Below are 14601 nucleotides of genomic sequence, written 5' to 3'. Positions count from 1 at the left end.
CGGTTTGTGGGTGGAAATCAGGTCCAGCGACGGAAGATCAGCGAGGTGTTGATCCCGCCAAAGGCGAAATTGTTGTTCATTACATACTCATGCTGCATGACGCGCGGCGCACCCTGCAGATAGTCGAGCTCGCCGCAGCGCGGGTCGACCGAATCCAGATTGAGCGTATGGATGTAGCGATTGCGGTTCATCATCTCGATGCTGAACCAGGATTCCAGCGCACCGCACGCACCCAGGGTGTGGCCGAGATAGGACTTCTGCGAGCTGATCGGCATGCCGCTGCCGAACAGCGCTTGGGTCGCCTGGGTTTCGGCGATGTCGCCCTGCTCGGTAGCGGTGCCATGGCCGTTCACGTAGCCGATAGCCGCCGGTGCGAGTCCGGCATCTTCCAAGGCCAGCTCCATGGCTCGGCGCATGGTCAGCTGTTCCGGCTTGGTGGCGTGCTGGCCGTCGGCGTTGCTGCCGAAGCCGACCAGCTCGGCGTGGATCGTCGCACCGCGGGCCAGGGCATGTTCCAGCTCCTCGAGCACCAGCATGCCAGCGCCTTCGCCGATCACCAAGCCATCACGTCCGCTGTCGTAGGGGCGCGGCGAGGTATGCGGTGCGTCGTTCTTCAGGCTGGTGGCGTATAGGGCGTCGAAGACCATGGCCTCGGTGGCGCACAGCTCCTCGGCACCGCCGGCCAGCATCAGTGGCAGGCGGCCGAACTTGATTGCCTCGTAGGCATAGCCGATGCCCTGGCTGCCACTGGTACAGGCGCTGGAAGTGGGGATCACCCGGCCGGTGAGGCCGAAGAAGATGCTGACGTTGGCCGCGGTGGTGTGCGGCATCATGCGAATGTAGGAATTGGCATTGAGCCCCTCGGCCACCGAGTTGAGCAGCATGTTGCCGAAGGCCTTGATCTCCTCGGTGCTGCCGGTGGAGGAACCGCAGGCGACCCCCATGCGGCCGTCACGGATCGAAGCATCGTCCAGCAGGCCGGCATCGGCCAGCGCACGCTCGGCGGCCAGTACCGACAGCCGCGACACCCGGCCCATACTGCGCAGCTGCTTGCGCGTCCAGTGCGCGGGAACCGCGAAGTCGTCCACCGGGCCCGCCAGGCGGGTGTTCAGTTCGCTGAAGCGATCCCACACATGCATGCGGCGAATGCCGCTGCGGTTGGCGCTGAAATTGGCTTCGATGCTTGCCCAGTCACTGCCCAGCGAGGTGATGCCGGACATGCCGGTGACGACTACACGCCTGTCGCTCATCAGCACAGCCCTCCGTTGACGGCGATGACCTGCCGGGTGATATACGCCGCCTCGGCGGACATGAGGAAATTCACCGCACCGGCGACCTCTTCCGGGGTGCCCATGCGCTGTGCCGGAACCATCTTCAGCATTTCTTCGATGGGCAGTTCGGCATCGAGCATCTCGGTATCGATCAGCCCGGGTGCAACGCAGTTGACGGTGATCCTGCGCTTGCCCAACTCCACCGCCAAAGCCTTTGCCGCCCCGATGACGCCAGCCTTCGAAGCACTGTAGTTGACCTGGCCGCGGTTGCCGATCAGGCCGGACACCGAGGTGATGCAGACGATGCGCCCCGGCTGGCGGCGGCGAATCATCGGCATGGTCAGCGGCTGCAGCACGTTGTAGAAGCCGTCCAGATTGGTACGCAGTACCTGGTCCCAGTCGTCGTCGGTCAGGGCCGGGAAGGCACCATCGCGGGTCAGGCCAGCATTGCAGACGACGCCGTAGTAGGCTCCGTGCGCTTCGACATCGGCTTCCAGCTCACGCCGACAGGCGGCGCGGTCGGCGATGTCGAACTGCAGGATGCGCACGCTGCGACCCATCGCCTGGATCTCGGCCTGGACCGCTTCGGCCTGGTCGCGACGCGAGCGGCAATGCAGCACGATGTCGTGGCCAGCCTGGGCCAGACGCAGCGCGATGGCGCGGCCGATGCCACGGCTGGAACCGGTGATGAGGACGGTTTCACTCATGGGGCAGACTCTTGTAGGTAACTCGCCACTTCGGGCGGGCGGAACACGTTCAGACGTGCCTCGGCATGGATGCCGGGCCCGTCGAGATGACATTCGAAGACACCCATGCCGTTATCGTCCTGCAGAGAACGATGGGCACGGACGCGCAGGCCGGCATCGATCGGAAACGCTTCGACATTGCACTGGTAGCTACGTGTGCCGAGCAGAAAGCCCAGTTCCACCGGTTGGCCGGCCTGGCGTGCATGGCAGCCGGCGAATGCGGCGACGCTCTGCGCCATGATCTCCAGGCCGACCCAGGCCGGCAGGCTGCCGTCGTCGGCGTTGAGCAGGCCATCGGCACGCACCTGCAGTACGGTTTCCACACTGTCGTCGTCGAAACGCTCGACGCCGTCGAGCAGGATCATGTCGCCGGCGTGAGGCAGCAGCTCGGCGATGGGCCAGTCGATCACGGTGCATCCCCCAGAATCAGGCTGATGTTGTTGCCACCGAAGGCGAAGGAATTGCTCATCATTCGTCGCGGCCTTGTTGGATTCATTCGTGTACCCGCTGCTACCAGCTGCAATGCCGGCAATTCCGGATCGGGCTCGCCATCCCAGCGGTGCGGCGGTAGCTGCTGATCGGGGTTGAAGGGCGATAGCGACAACCAGCAGAACGCCGCCTCCAGCGCCCCGGCCGCACCGAGGGTGTGGCCGGTCAGCGGCTTGCTCGAGGAGCAGGCCACGCCACGGGGAAACAGCATGGCAACGGCGGCGCTTTCCATGGCGTCGTTGTGGGGCGTGGCGGTGCCGTGCAGGTTGAGGTAGGCGATCTGCTCGGGTGTGCAGCTGGCGCGGGCCAGCGCCTGGCGCATCGCGCTCAGGGCGCCGCGACCCTCGGGATCGGGCGCGGAGATGTGATGAGCGTCGGAACTGGCACCGCCGCCGAGCAGGGCGATATCGGCTTCGCCGTCGGTATCGCGGGCCATCAGGAACAGCACTGCGGCCTCACCGATGTTGATGCCGTTGCGGTTGCGCGAGAACGGGTTGCACAACGTCTCGCTGGTGGCTTCCAGCGCAGAAAAGCCCTGCAGCGTGAGATCGCTCAGGCAATCCACACCACCACACAGCACTGCATCGCAGAGGCCGGCGTCGAGCAGGCGCTTGGCGCTGAGCAGCGCGCGGGCGCTCGAGGTACAGGCCGTGGAGATCGAGTAGCAGGGGCCGGCCAGTTGCAGCCATTCACCCAGAAAGCTCGCCGGTGCCGCCAGTTCCTGATGCGCGTAATGGTAGCCGGGCGGAAACGACCCCTCGCGTAGCAACCCGGCGATGCCCTGCGAGGCTTCCTGAATGCCCGTAGTGCTGGTGCCCAGCACCACGCCGATACGACTCTGGCCGTAACGGGCGATGGCCTTGCGGATATCGCTTTCGATCTCCTGCGCGGCAGCCAGCAACAGCTGATTGTTGCGCGTGGCATGCCGCGGATCGTCGTCGGGCAACGCCGGCAGTGCGCAGCGGACCGCGCCCACCGGCAGTCGCCGGCCGGCCACGGGCTGCGGATGGACCTGCATGCCCGAGGCATCGCCGGCGAACAGGCGCGCGGCGACCTCGGCCTTGCCGTTGCCGAGCGCACAGATCACGCCGAGGGCGTTGAGGTAGGCGGTCATCGGTGCTGGTTTCCGGTGGTGTCGGGCAAGGGGGCGACACCATAGGTCAGACCCGGCGCCACGTCGAGTTCGAAGCTCTGTGCGGATCGATAGCGCACCTGCCAGCGTACGCTGCCAGCCTGGCGCAGCTGTCGTTCAGTGGGGTCATGCTGCTCCGCTTCGCCGCCATACAACGCGGCCAGCTGGTCGCGCCTGGTCAAGGCGAACAGCAGCGCGGCGAACAGTTCGCGCGCCTCCGGATTGGGTCGTAGCAGTCCATCGGCGTGCCAGTCGCCATCGCGCAGTTGCTGCCGCGCGAGCGGGATGCCCAGCGGATCGAGCAGCGACCAGCGCAGTGCGGCTGCTTCGCGCTGGATCACCAGTAACCAATCCGCCGGCTCGCTACCCAGGCGCCGGACATGCAGCTGCAGTGGCACCTCCAGTGCCGGCGTGGTTGCCGGCAGCGGTGCGCGTGCCGCGCAGCCCGCCAGCAGCACTAGGCACAGGCCGAGCAGCAGTCGCCTCATTTCAATCCGCTCAGGCACCGGTACCCGCCGAGCAGAGTTCGGCCAGTACGCGCAGGCGGCGTTTGGGGTCGGCGACATAGGGGTTCTTTTCGTCCCAGGCATAGCCGGCGAGGATCGAGCTGATCATCCGGCGGATCTCCGGCTGGGCGTGTTCGTAGTAGATCACGTCCTGGAAGCTGCAATCGTACCAACCCTCCACGTAGGTCCGGAAGGTATCGACCCCACGCTTGAGCGGGGTGGCGAACTCGGTCTCCCAGTCCACCGTTTCGCCGCTCAGCTGGCGGTGCAATACGGCTGCGGCCATGTGTGCCGAGCGCATGGCGATGGTCACGCCGGAGGAGAATACCGGGTCGAGGAACTCGGCGGCATTGCCAAGCAGGGCGAAGCCCGGACCATGCAGGCTTTTGACGTTGGCCGAGTAACCGCCGATCAGTCGTGCCGGCGTGTCCCATACGGCGTTCTTGAGGATGCGCTTGAGATTCGGCGCTTCCAGAGCGAACTCACGCAGGCAGGCATCCAGGTTCACTGGCCGGCCTTCGTAGCGCTCGGCGCTGGCGACCACGCCCAGCGAGCAGCGGCCGTTGCTGAACGGGATGGTCCAGTACCAGACATCGCGCAGTTCGGGATGGGTGGTGATGAGGATCTTCTCGCGGTCGAAGCGCGGATCGTCGATACGATCCTCGATGTGGGTGAAGATCGCCCGGCGTACCGGGAAGCCCGATGGCGCTTCCAGATCCAGCAACTGCGGCAGCACACGACCGTAGCCGCTGGCATCGAGCACGAAGGCGGCGTCGACGCGGTACTGGCTGCCGTTGCCCCGGCGAATCTGCAGCCAGGGCCGTTCGTTGCTGAAATCCACCGCGCTGACTTCCTCCTCGTAGCGAATCTCCACGCCCTGCAGCTCGGCCTGGTCGGCCAGCAGCTTGTCGAAGTCGGCGCGTTGGACCTGGTAGGTACTGCCGTGGCCGGTGGTGAACTTGTCGCGGAAGTCGAAATCGGTGTAGCGCTCGCCCCAGCCGAAGGCCGCGCCGTGCTTGGTCTGGAAGCCCGCCGCGCGCACCGCATCGAGCATGCCGGCTTCCTCGATGAAGTCCAGGCAGTGTGATAGCAGGCTCTCGCCGATGGAGAAGCGCGGAAAGCGCTGGCGCTCGATGATCAATACATCGTGGCCCTTGCGCTTGAGCAGCGCGCCGGCGATGGCGCCGGACGGCCCGGCGCCGATGATCACGACTTCACGGTGTTGCGACTCAAGCGGCGCCATAGGGCCTCCCTGCATGCGGTGGTGGGGCTTGCTCGATGGTGGCCCAGGGGGCCAGGAAGAAACTGAACGCCAGTCCGAGGCTGACGGTGAGGCCGAAGTTGCTCACGGCCGGCGTGCTGGACACGGCCAGCAGGCCGAACGACAGCCAGGTGGTGGTGACTGCCAGCAGCGTGCCGACCAGACTGGCTGCAACACCGCCGACCCGCTCGCGCATGAGGATCGCGTAATCGACGCCGATCGCCGTGATCAGCAGCAGGCCGAACAGGCCGAATAGGGTCAGCGGCTGACCCAGCCAGCCGAGGCTGGCCAGACTTGCCAGCGCCGCCAGCAACGGCACCGCAATGCAGCGCAAGGCGCCGGCGGCGCCGAACGGCAGGCAGAGCAGGACGAAGATCAGCAGACTGGCCAGCACCTTGAGTTCGGCGGCCTGCAGTTTGGTCGCGGCGAACAGCTGGTTGAGCCTGGCGGGTTGATCGACCAGTGTCGTGCCGGGCACATCGTTGGCGATGGCTGCCAGCGCTATGCTGTCGCGCAGCCCCTGCAGACTGATCAGTCCCGCCACGCCATCACGCGTTTTGCCGAGCCAGAGCGCCCGCCAGGCTTCGCCGAGCGGACCGGCCAGCGCCGCCTCGATGGTCACTGGCGGTTGCGTCTGCAGACGCTCGATCTCGGCCCGCAGGGTGTCGACGTCGACGCCAAGCGCCGTCAGCGGCTGGCTGGCGGTGAGCAGTTGCGGCAGAGCGGCGCGCAGCTGCGCCTGCTCGGATGCCGGTGCAAGCAACTGGCTCAAGGCGAGGTAACCACCCAGCCGCTGCTCGGTCTGCAGAGCGTCCAGGCGACGGCTGAGCTCCGCCTGACGCTCGAGCAGGGTGTCGGCATTGTCCCCTCGCACCAGGAAGTACTGGCTGGTGGGCTGGAAGCCGGTGATCGCAGCGATGCGCTCGGCCTGTCGCTGCAATTCGGGTGCGTTGCTGACCCACTGGCGCAGATCGTCCTTGAACGACAGTTGCAGCACGCCGCCAAGGCAAAACAGCCCGAGGCCAGCCAGCAGCCAGGGCGTGGCGATGCGCGCCAACAACGCCTGGCGCAGCTGCAGCCAGCGCTGCGCCCAGCCCAGCGGGCGCGGCCACGGGGTCAGGTCGCCGCCGAACAGCACAGGCAACAGGCAGGTGGTGCAGAGAAAGGCGCCGAGCAAGCCGACCGCAGAGAACACCGCCACCTGGGTCAATGCCGGGAAGGGCGTGAAGGCCAGCGCCAGATAGCCGATGAGGTTGGTGAACAGGGCCAGTGCCAGTCCCGGCAGGATCAGATGCAGCGCGCGCCGGCTGTGCCAGGGTTGCAGCGTCCAGCTCTTGGACAGGAAGTGCAGCGGGAAATCCAGGCTGACGCCGATCAGGCTGGCGCCGAGCACCAAGGTCAGCACGTGCATCTGGCCGAACAATGCGACGCAGGCGGCGGTCCCCGCCAGCGCGCCGACCAGCACCGGCACGGCGGCGAGCAGGATGCGTGGCGTGCGGAACAGCCAGAGCAACAGCAGCAGGGTGGTACCCAGCGACAGGCTGCCGATCAGGCTTGCTTCGGCGCGGGCCGTGCGTTGGCCATGGGCGGCATGCAGCACACCGCCGGCACTCAGCAGCTCGCCCCCCGCTGCTTCGATATCGCCTCGGGCCCGTTCGACGAGGGCTGCCACCTGTGGTGGCATACCCTCGTCGAAGGCATCGCCCTGCGCACGCGCGTGTATCACCAGCCAGCGCTGACCGGCATGTTCGGCGACCAGGCTACCGTCGCTCTCGGCGCGAACGTTGCCCAGCTGCGGCAACCGTTGCAGGGTCAGGCCGGCGAGGCCGAACCAGTCCTGCTCGAGCGGCAGCGGGCTGGCGGCGAAGGGGTCGTAGAGGCGCTCGATGCGCTGCTGGATGAACGACTCGGGATGCTCGACAAGCTGCTGGCGATCGGCATTCGCGAGCAGGCCGAGGGACTGCTCGCGCAGCTGGCGCGCGACGGCCGGCAGATCGGCCTGCAGCGTGTCGCGCACCTGGGCGAACAGGCCGCTGCCGCGCAGTTCGGTGGTAAGGCGTGCGGCCAAGCGCCGGGCCTGTCGCTCGTCGGCGTGGCGGACGAGCAGCATCAGATCGCGCCTGAGGGGTTCCTGCATGCGTTCGGTTGCCAGCTGCTCGAGCGCGTCATGGCTGTCGCTGGGCAGCAATTGCAGCAGGTTGGCGCTCAGCGGCGGGCCGTCGCGCCATTGCCAGGCGCTCAGCGCCAGCAGGCCGAACAGCGCCACGCAGAACAGCGCGGCCGGCCAGCGGCGAGGCTGCATGCGCTCAGTCGGCAAGATCGCGTTGCTCGCGGGCCGTGAGGGTGTCGTCGAGCCGGCTATCGAGCAGGCGCAGCACGGTGCGGTCGCCCTGCACCTCGCGCAGTTCGATCCGCGTAACCGTGTCGCTGCCTTCGATCTCGATGGTCTCGAAGACCTGACGGAGCAGTGCGCCGCGAGGGGTCAGCTGCAGACGCCACGCGTCGGGGTCGCCGTTCAGCTGCAGGTCGAAGTCGCGCTGCAGGGCTTGGGTGTCGCCGCTCAGCACGGCGAGGAACAGCTGGTTCTGCCGGGCCGAACTGCCTTGCGGGTCGAGCGCTTGCCAGCCCTGCTCGCTGCGTCGTGCGATGCCTAGCGCGCTGATGCGATAGTCCTGGCGGATCGGCTGCTGCAACAGCCAGAGCAGGCCGTGGTCGCGGGCGAGAACGAATTGGCCCTGGCTGGTCAGCGGCTGCGGCAGGGCACGCAGGTGCTTTTCCTGAATGAAGTCGCCACGCACCACGGCCGGCCCGCTCAGCTGTTCGGCAAGTTGTGGCAGGTCGAAAGTCTGCGCCGTGGCCAGGTTGGCCGCCATCAGCAGGGCGATGGTGGTCAGCCATTTCTTGACGGTCGGCGTCATGCCAGCGCGCGCTCCACCGCCTCGACGAAGATCCGTGGCGAGGCCAGCAGCATCTCGCGGCTGGCGATCTCCACGGCGACCTGCACGCTGCTGCCGCGGGTCATGCGCTCGCCGGTTTCGGCATCGCGGATCAGGTAGTTGATCTTCAGGCGGTTCTCCCACTCCACCAGGTCGGCACGTACGACGATGCGCTGGTTGAAGCGGGCGCCGCGCATGTAGCGCAGCTGCATGTCGATGATCGGCCAGGCATAGCCGGCTTCGCGCATCTGCACGTAGCCGTGGCCGATGCGTTCGAGCAGGGCGCAACGGGCGACTTCGAAGTATTTGACGTAGTGGCCGTGCCAGACCACGTCCATCGAGTCGACATCGAAGAACGGCACGAGGATCTCGGCCTCGGCCTGTAGTACGCCATCCTTACGCATAAAGACTCCAGTGTCGGTTGCGGATCTGCGTGAGACATAGGCGCAGTTCGTCTTCCAGCGCCCGGTCTTCGATCAGCGGCGGGAAGGTCTCCGCCAGTTCGCTGTGCATGGCCGCCAGTGGTGCGGGCAGTGGGCGTGCGTCTTCCTGGCGCTGGCGCAGCCAGACGCCCTGCTGGGCGGCGAGCAGCGTGGCCGCGGCGACCTGCTCGCTCAGTTCCAGGCTGCGCAGCGCATCGCGCGCGGCGATGGTGCCCATGCTCACCTTGTCCTGGTTGTGGCATTCGGTGGAGCGCGAGAAGACGCTGGCCGGCATGCTGTTCTTCAGCGCTTCAGCGCTTCGGCGGTCCAGGCGCTGGCGCCGATCTGCACTGCCTTGAAACCGTGGTTGATCATCGCGGTGGCGGCCGGCGCACCGGAGAGGTTGCTCGGCAGGCCGTGGTTGTAGCGCGTGTCCACCAGCAGCGCGAGCTGGCGGTCGAGGAGGTCGGCGACGTTGGCCACCAGGTTCTTCAGGCTGTCCATGGCGAAGGCGATATGCCCGCCATAGAAATGCCCGCCGTGCAGCACGCGCTCGTTGTCGGCATCGATGATCGGGTTGTCGTTGGCGCTGTTCAGTTCGGTCTCGATGAACTGGCGCAGCAGGCCCAGGCTGTCGGCCAGCACGCCGAGCACATGTGGCGCGCAGCGGATGGAGTAGCGGTCCTGCAATCGATGCAGCGGCGCAGCGGGCGCATCGATGGCCAGGTCCTGGCGAATCCAGGCGGCGGCCTGGGCCTGGCCGGGATGCGGTTTGGCGGCGAACAGGCGCTCGTCGAAGTGCTCCGGATTGCCCTGCAGGGCGATCACGTTCAGCGCGGTGATACGGGTCGCCAGCTGCAGCAGGTAATCGGCACGGGCGTAGGCCAGGCAGGCGAGGCCGGTCATCACCGCGGTGCCGTTCATCAGCGCCAGCGCCTCCTTGGGGCGCAGGGTCAGCGGCGTCCAGCCGAGCTGGCGATGCACTTCGGCGGCGCTGCGGCGTTCACCGCGATACAGCACCTCACGCTCGCCGGCGAGCGCTGCAGCGACATAGGACAGCGGGGTCAGGTCGCCGCTGGCACCGACCGAACCTTCCTCAGGAATCAGCGGCAGCACGTCGTGTTCGAGAAATGCCTGCATGCGCTCCAGCAGCTTGATGCGCACGCCGGACATGCCGTGGGTCAGCGAACGCAGGCGAGCGGCGAGCACGGCGCGGGTGGCTTCGGCGTCCAGCAGCTTGCCCAGGCCGCAACCATGAAAGGTGAACAGGTGCTGCGGCAGCGCTTCGACCTGATGCAGTGGCACCGCTACCACGCAGGAATCGCCATAGCCGGTGGTGACGCCATAGATCACGCCTTCGCGGTCCAGCAGGGTGTCGAGAAACTGCGCGCCGCGGGCGATGCGGCTGCGAAAGACTTCGTCCGCCTGCAGTCGTGCCGGCGCACGGCGCTGCGCCACGGCCAGCACGTCCTCGATGCGCAGAAGGTTTTCGCCAAAGATCACGGGCTCAGTCACGACGCGGGTCCTGTGTGTTCCAGAAGGGATAGAAGTTGAACCATTGCAGCGGCGCCTCCAGGCAGCGTGCGGCGACGCGATCGGCGTAGTGCTGCACTGCCTGCGCGATCACCGCGTCGCGGTCGGCGCGGCGCCAGCGGATGCGTTCGGCGAAGGGCTCCAGATGCACATGGAAGCGTTCGTCCTGTTTGAGACAGAACAGCAGATTCACCGGGCATTCCAGCAGGCCGGCGAGCAGCCAGGGTCCCTGGGGAAAGGCTGCCGGCTGGCCGAGGAAGTCGGCCATGGCGGTGCGCCCGCCGTGCAGCGGCACGCGGTCGCCGGCGATGGCCAGCCACTCGCCGCGCTCCAGACGCTGGGACAGCTGCAGCATGGTCGCCGGGTCCAGTTCGCTGACCTGGATCAGCCGCAGGTTGTCGGCACCGGACTGATCCAGCAGGCGATTGAACTGTTCGGCGTGACGGGTGTGCACCAGCACGTTCATCCGTACCTCGCCGCTGATTTCCGCCAGTGCCCGGCAGATCTCCAGGTTGCCCAGGTGCGAGCCGACCAGCAGCTGACCGCGCGGTCCGGCGAGGCTGGCGTGCAGGTTGGCCGGATCGTGGATCACCAGGCGTTCCCGACCGACGCGCCCGCTCCAGACATCGAGCTTGTCCAGCAGCGCTTCGGCGAAACTCATGAACTGGCAATAGACCGAGCGAGTGCTTGGCTGCAATTCGGCGCGGCCGCTCCAACGTGCCAGATTGCCTTGGTACTGGCGCGCACTGTTCCGGGCGCTGCGGCCGAACAGGTAGAAATACAGCACGATCAGATACAGCAGCGGCGCCATGGTGCGTCGACCAAGTACCCGTACCGCCCAGGCGGTCATGCGCATCAGCGCGAAACTGCCGCGCTCGCGCTGCGCGGCCCAGTGCGAGGGCATCGGTGTTTCGCTCATCGCTGCAGGCGCCGGGCGAGCAGTTTCGGCGCGCGCAGCAGCATGCCGAAGAACAGTCGGGCATGCATGGCGGAGATCAGCGCATTGTCCAGCCACAGGCGGAAATGCGAGATGCCGTCGGCTGGATAATGCACTCGCGTCGGCAGCCAGACCATCGGCTGCTGCTGCCAGTGCAGGCGAACCAGGATTTCGGTGTCGAAGTCCATGCGCCGACCCAGGCGCACGCTGTCGATCAACGCCAACGTCGGCTCCAGCGGGTAGACGCGAAAGCCGCACATGGAGTCGCGAATCGACAGCGACAGCGTGTTGATCCAGACCCATACGTGTGTGAGGTAACGGGCGTACAGGCGGCCTTTGGGCACGCTGGAGTCATAGTGCGGATAGCCACAGATCAGCGCGTCCGGGGCCTGGCTGGCGCGATCGAGGAACAGCTCGACGCCGGACAGGTCGTGCTGGCCGTCGGCGTCGACTTGCAGCGCATGACTGAAGCCCAGGCGCCGTGCTTCGCGCAGACCGCTGATCACCGCGCCGCCCTTGCCTTGGTTGCGCTCATGGCGGAGCAGGAAGACGCCGGCCGGCTCCGCCAGCTTGGCGATGACTGCTGCTGCGGCAGAGCTGGAACCGTCGTCCACCAGTACGCAGGGCAGATCCGCGGCATGCAGAGCGGCGACCACCGCGGGCAGGCTGCGCTCGTGGTTGTAGACCGGGACCACCGCGCAGGGCTTGAACCAGTCGTCTTCCGACTGCATGGGAGGGCGAGCCGCCGCGGTTGCAGCCGCTAGGGGTGGCAGCTCGTTCAAGGTGGTCATGGCTGCGCTCCCAGCAGAATGCGCCCGGACGAGCAGGGCTTGTCATCGTTGTGATAGGTGAAGTACAGCTTGCCGCGCTCCCGATCGAATCGCAGGTTCAGCAGCAACCGGTCGCCGGGCCTGGCGAGCTGCTGGAATTTCAACACTTCCATGCCGCCGAAACGTGGCGGCAAGTCGTCGATCAATTCGCGCGCGAGGTCCATCGCCCACTCGACCTGGACGACGCCAGGCAGTACCGGTGTACGCGGGAAATGGCCGCTGAAGTGCACCAGATCGAGCGGCACGCGCAGCTCGATCCGCCAGTGGTCGTCTTGCCATTGCTGCTGCAGGCGTTCCGGTTTGCGCGGGCGCGGCGTCAGGAGCTGGGCGTCGAGTTCGGCCTGGGGCAGTTTGCCCTGAGGATTGACCGGTAGCTCGCGCACCAGCCGCCAGCGGCGCGGCAGGGCCAGCGCCTCGCAATGGGCGCTCAGCTGTTTACGCAAGGCCTGGGTGACACTGCGGCGCCCCTGATTGCGTAGTGCGAACACCCCTGCATCGCTCAGCGCCACAAGCGCGCCTAGATAGGCCCGGTTGTCGTGAATCACCCCCAGGCGCGCTTCGCTGACGAACGGATGTTCGGCCAGCGCACGTTCCAGCATCGGCAGCGAGATGCGCTTTTCTTCCAGCTTGACGATGCGGTCCAGCCGGCCGCGCAGGGCGAAACGACCATCGGCGTGCAGCTCGGCGCCGTCGGCGGTCTGTTCAACGTGCCCGCTGGCGAGCCAGGGGGAGGCCACGCGCAGCGCACCCTGTTCGTTCTGATCGAGCTCGACGCCCGGCAGCGGCTGCCAGAGTTCGCCTCCCTGACGCCAGGCGATGCCGCCGGTTTCCGAGCTGCCATATATTTCCGTAGGCCACTGGCCAAGGCGCTGTTGCAGCAACTTGCCGGCTTCGGTTGGCAGCGGGCCGCCGGAGGAGAACACCCGGCACACCTGACGCAATGCCGGCCAGTCGAGGTTGTCGCCCATGCGCTTGAGCAGTGCAGGGCTGGCGACCCAGCAGAACGAGCGCTGCTCACGGCTGGCCCGTTGCATGTCTTCGGCGAACGGCAGGGCACGGCGCAGAAAAGGGCGGCCAGCACAGAGTGGCCAGAGCACCCGAAACAGCAGCCCGTAGATGTGCTGCGTGGCGACGCTACCGATCACCGCGGAATCGCCAAGGTCTGCCCCCCACAGGGCCTCCAGTGCTTCGACTTCGTTGGCGAGCTGATGCAGGCGCTTGTCGATCAGCTTGGGCTCGCCGCTGGAGCCCGACGTGCAGAGCGTCAGGCCGAGCAGCTCGCAGTCGAGCTCGGCCGCGGCAAGAGGGGCCGTCTGCAGATCGGTGAGGGCTGTGTCGCCAGCCTGATCAGTCAGCCAGAGCTCCGCCAGCGGGCTTAGCCGTGCCCGGCTGGCCGGCTGCAAGTCGGCAGGCAACATCACGCGCACCCCGGCGCGCCAGGCACCAAACAGGGCGACAGCCAGCTGCCCGGCGTCTTCCAGGTGCACGGCGATGGTCCGCACGCCGCGCTCCTGCAAGCCGCCGGCAAGGCGCAGCGCCTCCTGCTGCAGCTGGTCGAGCGCAAGCGTGGGGGCGTCGGTTGCCGGACGCGGCGCGCTTCGAACCAGCAGTTCGCACAGCCCAATCCAGTTCACGGACGACTCCTGACACGCTGACGCACCAGCCACTCGCCGGCGAACAGCAGGCCCATCAACAGATAGGCGATCAGTCCGTTGTACAGCGTCCACCAGACCAGCGGCGCCCACAGCGTCAGGGCGGCGGCGATGGTGCCGTTGAAGATGAAAAAAACCACCCAGACCCTGGTCACCTGCCGCGTATAGCGCACGCCGGCTTCCGCCAGGTCCGGCTCCTGCAGTCGCGCCAGGCGCTCGATCACCGGCATTCCGCTGAACAGGCTGCTGGCGAACAGTATCAGCATGGCCGCGTTGATCAGCAGCGGATACCAGCGCAGCAGGGCGGCGTTGTCGAGCAGCCCGAGCAGCAGGCAGAACAGCAGCGCGGTGCCGGCCGTCCAGCGGCTCGCGGCACCGCCGTCACTCAGCAAGCGGGTCAGCCAGAGCGCTCCTAGTAGCGCCGCGAAGATCCGCGGCGAGAGGTGCTCGATACCGAAATAGACGGCAAAGGGATACGCCAGCCCGATCAAGAGCAGCACGAAACCTGCCATCCGCGTCACGCCGGGCGGAATCTTGGAAAGAGATGTCAGCATCAGAAAAGTCCGGAAATGCCTTGGATACGCTGCGCGTCACACCTGTGGTGACGTCGCTCGCGCCGGTCAGGCTGTCTCCGCATTGGTCAGGCGGTAGACCGCCTCGACTACATCGCCCACGGTGCGCACGGCTTTGAATTCTTCCGCGGCGATCTTCTTGCCGGTCTGGCGCTTGATGTGGTCGATCAGGTCGACGGCGTCGATGCTGTCGATCTCCAGGTCCTGATACAGGTTGGCTTCGAGGGTGATGCGCTCGGGTTCGAGCTCGAACAGTTCGACCAGGGCGTCACGCAGGGTCTGGAAAATCTCGTTGCGGCTGTTCACGGGAGATG

14 protein-coding genes and 1 pseudogene are annotated in these 14601 nt (G+C 66.7%); all 15 read right to left on the bottom strand.

Translation table 11 applies throughout. The features are described 5' to 3' along the window. Positions 1-17 precede the first annotated feature (17 nt). Complete coding sequence (locus P5704_010695; protein ID WOF80895.1) at positions 18-1250, bottom strand: beta-ketoacyl-ACP synthase; 1233 nt, start codon at positions 1248-1250, stop codon at positions 18-20. Next, positions 1250-1978, bottom strand: a complete 729-nt coding sequence (gene fabG / locus P5704_010690; GenBank protein ID WOF80894.1) for a 3-oxoacyl-ACP reductase FabG — start codon at positions 1976-1978, stop codon at positions 1250-1252. The genes P5704_010695 and fabG overlap by 1 nt, the downstream gene beginning before the upstream one ends. After that, positions 1975-2427: a hotdog family protein gene (locus tag P5704_010685; protein WOF80893.1), complete on the bottom strand. Its 453-nt coding sequence runs from the start codon at positions 2425-2427 to the stop codon at positions 1975-1977. The genes fabG and P5704_010685 overlap by 4 nt, the downstream gene beginning before the upstream one ends. Next, entirely contained in the window at positions 2424-3620 is a 1197-nt protein-coding gene (locus P5704_010680; protein ID WOF80892.1) for a beta-ketoacyl-[acyl-carrier-protein] synthase family protein, read from the bottom strand. Before P5704_010680 ends, P5704_010685 begins: the two co-directional genes overlap by 4 nt. Next, the gene (locus P5704_010675; GenBank protein ID WOF80891.1) at positions 3617-4126 is read right to left on the bottom strand and encodes a DUF3261 domain-containing protein; all 510 of its coding nucleotides are present in this window, start codon (positions 4124-4126) and stop codon (positions 3617-3619) included. Before P5704_010675 ends, P5704_010680 begins: the two co-directional genes overlap by 4 nt. A gap of 10 nt (positions 4127-4136) precedes the next feature. Continuing rightward, positions 4137-5387 carry an NAD(P)/FAD-dependent oxidoreductase gene (locus P5704_010670; GenBank protein WOF80890.1) on the bottom strand — a complete coding sequence of 417 codons (1251 nt, stop codon included), beginning with the start codon at positions 5385-5387 and terminating at the stop codon, positions 4137-4139. Continuing rightward, positions 5374-7707: an MMPL family transporter gene (locus P5704_010665; protein WOF80889.1), complete on the bottom strand. Its 2334-nt coding sequence runs from the start codon at positions 7705-7707 to the stop codon at positions 5374-5376. Before P5704_010665 ends, P5704_010670 begins: the two co-directional genes overlap by 14 nt. Before the next feature lie 4 nt (positions 7708-7711). After that, positions 7712-8323 (bottom strand): outer membrane lipoprotein carrier protein LolA, encoded by a 612-nt coding sequence (locus tag P5704_010660; protein WOF80888.1) that lies wholly within the window; start codon positions 8321-8323, stop codon positions 7712-7714. Next, on the bottom strand, positions 8320-8745 hold the full coding sequence (locus tag P5704_010655; protein WOF80887.1) for an acyl-CoA thioesterase: 426 nt from the start codon (positions 8743-8745) through the stop codon (positions 8320-8322). The genes P5704_010660 and P5704_010655 overlap by 4 nt, the downstream gene beginning before the upstream one ends. Beyond that, positions 8738-10278: pseudogene (locus P5704_010650) on the bottom strand (aromatic amino acid ammonia-lyase). Before P5704_010650 ends, P5704_010655 begins: the two are co-directional and overlap by 8 nt. Beyond that, entirely contained in the window at positions 10271-11215 is a 945-nt protein-coding gene (locus tag P5704_010645) for a glycosyl transferase (GenBank protein ID WOF80886.1), read from the bottom strand. The pseudogene P5704_010650 and the gene P5704_010645 overlap by 8 nt, the downstream one beginning before the upstream one ends. Then, positions 11212-11964 (bottom strand): glycosyltransferase family 2 protein, encoded by a 753-nt coding sequence (locus tag P5704_010640; GenBank protein ID WOF81207.1) that lies wholly within the window; start codon positions 11962-11964, stop codon positions 11212-11214. Before P5704_010640 ends, P5704_010645 begins: the two co-directional genes overlap by 4 nt. 56 nt (positions 11965-12020) lie before the next feature. Continuing rightward, complete coding sequence (locus P5704_010635; GenBank protein ID WOF80885.1) at positions 12021-13697, bottom strand: AMP-binding protein; 1677 nt, start codon at positions 13695-13697, stop codon at positions 12021-12023. Continuing rightward, positions 13694-14269, bottom strand: a complete 576-nt coding sequence (locus P5704_010630; GenBank protein WOF80884.1) for a hypothetical protein — start codon at positions 14267-14269, stop codon at positions 13694-13696. Before P5704_010630 ends, P5704_010635 begins: the two co-directional genes overlap by 4 nt. 66 nt (positions 14270-14335) lie before the next feature. Further along, positions 14336-14593 carry an acyl carrier protein gene (locus P5704_010625; GenBank protein WOF80883.1) on the bottom strand — a complete coding sequence of 86 codons (258 nt, stop codon included), beginning with the start codon at positions 14591-14593 and terminating at the stop codon, positions 14336-14338. Positions 14594-14601 lie beyond the last annotated feature (8 nt).

It is taken from the genome of Pseudomonas sp. FeN3W, assembly GCA_030263805.2.
Taxonomy (GTDB): domain Bacteria; phylum Pseudomonadota; class Gammaproteobacteria; order Pseudomonadales; family Pseudomonadaceae; genus Stutzerimonas; species Stutzerimonas stutzeri_G.
This window is presented reverse-complemented; position numbering and strand designations above follow the sequence as displayed.